General features: G+C 58.6%; 2 protein-coding genes. One reads left to right on the plus strand and one right to left on the minus strand.

What is annotated here, in order from left to right:
* Nucleotides 1-1,071: class I tRNA ligase family protein (locus VGP75_RS06025; protein ID WP_327542789.1), on the minus strand; the 1,071-nt coding region annotated here is incomplete at its 3' end.
* Between the two features lie 170 nt (nt 1,072-1,241).
* On the opposite strand from VGP75_RS06025, the gene VGP75_RS06030 reads away from it, so the two are divergent.
* A partial coding sequence (locus tag VGP75_RS06030; RefSeq protein ID WP_327542790.1) for a xanthine dehydrogenase family protein molybdopterin-binding subunit occupies nt 1,242-3,001 on the plus strand: 1,760 nt, incomplete at its 3' end.

Consider the following 3,001-nt stretch of genomic DNA (forward strand, 5'->3'; position numbering starts at 1 on the left):
ATTGGCGATGGCTTGGGCAATCGCGGCCTCTTCGGCGTAGGGCTTGCCGTCTGCGCGCATGTTTCCCTTGGTATCCATCAGCGAATACATCGGGATGTTGCCGCGCTTGGCGACCTCATAGTCGTTGAAGTCATGCGCGCCGGTGATTTTCACAGCACCCGAGCCAAAAGTCATGTCGGGGTAGGGGTCCGTGATGATCGGGATCAGGCGGCGTTGCTCTTTCGGCCCAACAGGGATTTCGCACAGCTTGCCGACGATGGGCGCATAGCGTTCGTCATCCTTGTGAACGGCCACAGCCCCGTCGCCCAGCATGGTTTCAGGGCGGGTCGTGGCGATGGAAATGTAATCCCGCGTTTCGCGCAGGGTCACGTTGCCGTCTTCGTCCTTCTCGACGTATTCATAGGTCTCGCCACCGGCCAGCGGGTATTTGAAGTGCCACATATGGCCGTCGACCTCGATATTCTCGACCTCAAGGTCGGAAATCGCGGTCTCGAAATGCGGGTCCCAGTTGACCAGACGCTTGCCGCGATAGATCAGGCCTTGCCCGTACATCTCGACAAAGACCTTGAGCACGGCGTCGTGGAAATTGCCGGGTTTTTCCGTTGCTGGTGCGCTTTCAGCACCGGACATGGTAAAGGCCGAACGGGACCAGTCCATGCTGTCGCCCAAGCGCCGCGCTTGTTGTTCGATCTGCCCGCCGTTGGCCGCCTTCCATTCCCAGACTTTCTCGAGGAATTTCTCGCGCCCCATCTCGGTGCGCTTTGGCAGGCCTTTTGCCGCAAGGTCTTTTTCCACCATCAATTGCGTGGCGATACCCGCATGATCCAGCCCCGGTTGCCAGAGCGTGTCGTAGCCCTGCATCCGCTTCCAGCGGGTCAGCATGTCCATGATGGTATGGTTAAAGGCGTGTCCGACGTGCAGGTGGCCCGTCACATTGGGGGGCGGCAACATGATGCAAAAGGTTTCATCGCGGCTGGCATTGGCGCCTGCTTTGAAAGCGCCTGCATCTTCCCACATTTTGTAAAGCCGGGGTTCTGCTGTCTTGGCGTCGAATGTCTTTTCCATCGGCATCGGTTTGGTCCTTGCTGTGTTTGCTGCGCAAATAACCCGCCGATACGGTGAGGGGAAGGGTAAGGTGGGTTTAAACCCACCTTAGCTGATGAAAAACGGCTTTTCAGTGTTGCCGCTGGACTTGGACCGATCCACCGCTAGGGTCTGCGTCAAGCAAGCGAGGTGCAGCAATGGAAAAATTCGGCAAGAGCCAATCGGTGAGACGGGTCGAGGACCAGCGGTTTTTGACCGGCCATGGTCGCTACATTGATGATGTCGCGCCAGCGGATGCGCTATTCGCATACTTCCTGCGCGCCACAACCGCCCATGGCGAGATCACCACGCTTGATGTCGATGAAGCGCGCGCAATGCCTGGCGTCCATCTGGTTGTGACCGCCGATGATCTTGCGGCGGCCGGCGTGATTTTGGGATTGGCTGGGTCAACTGTGAAGAACCGTGATGGATCGCGGGGTGCAGCGCCCGAGCGCCCGCTGCTCGCGCGGGGCCGTGTGCGACATGTGGGCGAGGCCATTGTCATGATCGTCGCTGACACCTTATCAGCCGCCAAAGACGCCGCCGAGGTGATCCTCGTGGAAATTGATGATCTGCCGGTGCATGTCGCTTTGACGGTTGGGGGTGAAGCAATCCATGCGGAAGCGCCCAAAAATCTGGCGTTTGACTGGGAGCTTGGCGATGCAGCCGCTACACAGGCCCGCATCCAAGAGGCCGCGCATGTCGTCACCGTCGACGTGATGGACAACCGCATCATTGCCAATTCGCTCGAGCCGCGCGGATGCTATGCCGAGGTCGCTGACGGCCGTTTGCATGTGGCGCTGAACGGGCAAGGGGTTTGGGTGCCCAAGGTCGATCTGGCACGCCACTTCAATCTTGATCCTGCCGATATCCGTGTGACAACGCCCGATGTGGGCGGCGGTTTCGGGATGAAGGCAATGCGCTACCCCGAGCCGTTTTGTGTCGCCCATGCCGCCCGCGTCCTGGGCCGCCCCGTGCGCTGGATGTCCGACAGGGGCGAGGCGATGTTATCGGACAATGCCGGTCGTGATCTGACCTCGACGGCAACACTTGCCTTTGATGATAACTATCGCATCACGGCGTATCAGCTTGATACGATTGCAAATATGGGTGCGTATAATTCGCAGTTCGCGCAAAATATCCAGACCGAGCTCTTTGCCAAAGTTCTGATGGGCACCTATGACGTCCAGACGGCCTACATGCGCACGCGGGGGGTCTATACCAATACGACCCCCGTTGACGCCTATCGCGGCGCTGGACGGCCCGAGGCGATTTTCGTACTCGAACGCATTGTGGATGAGGCCGCAAGACAGTTGGGCGTTGATCCTTGGACATTGCGCGAAAAGAACTTCATCACACCTGCCAATTTTCCTTACACCACCGTTTCAGGGGTGACCTATGACGTGGGTGATTTCGCGATGGTTCTGGCCAGTGCAGACCGCGAAGCCGACCGCGCAGGCTATGCTATGCGCAAGGCAGCATCGGCAAAATCTGGCAAACTGCGAGGGCAGGGGCTTTGCTACTATATCGAAAGCATCCTTGGAAATCCGTCCGAGACAACTGCCGTAGAATTTACGCCCGAGGGTGCCACGATCTATGTCGGCACCCAGTCCAACGGGCAGGGCCATGAAACAGTCTATGCGCAATTCCTGTCGGACCAGACCGGTATTCCTGCGGGCCAGATTACTGTCGTGCAAGGCGATAGTGACCGTATTCCCACTGGTGGTGGAACGGGCGGGTCGCGGTCGGTTACCGTGCAGAATACAGCAACACTGGCAGCGGTTGATGTGATGCTTGAGGGCTTTACCGCTTTTCTTGCGGATGCCGAAGGTGTCGAGGCCGGTGCGGTCAGCTTTGATGATGAACGCTTCCGGATCGCAGGCTCGAACCTCACGCCAACGATGCTGGAGGTTGCGGA

This window comes from Yoonia sp., assembly GCF_036007805.1.
In the GTDB taxonomy this organism is placed as follows: Bacteria; Pseudomonadota; Alphaproteobacteria; order Rhodobacterales; family Rhodobacteraceae; genus Yoonia.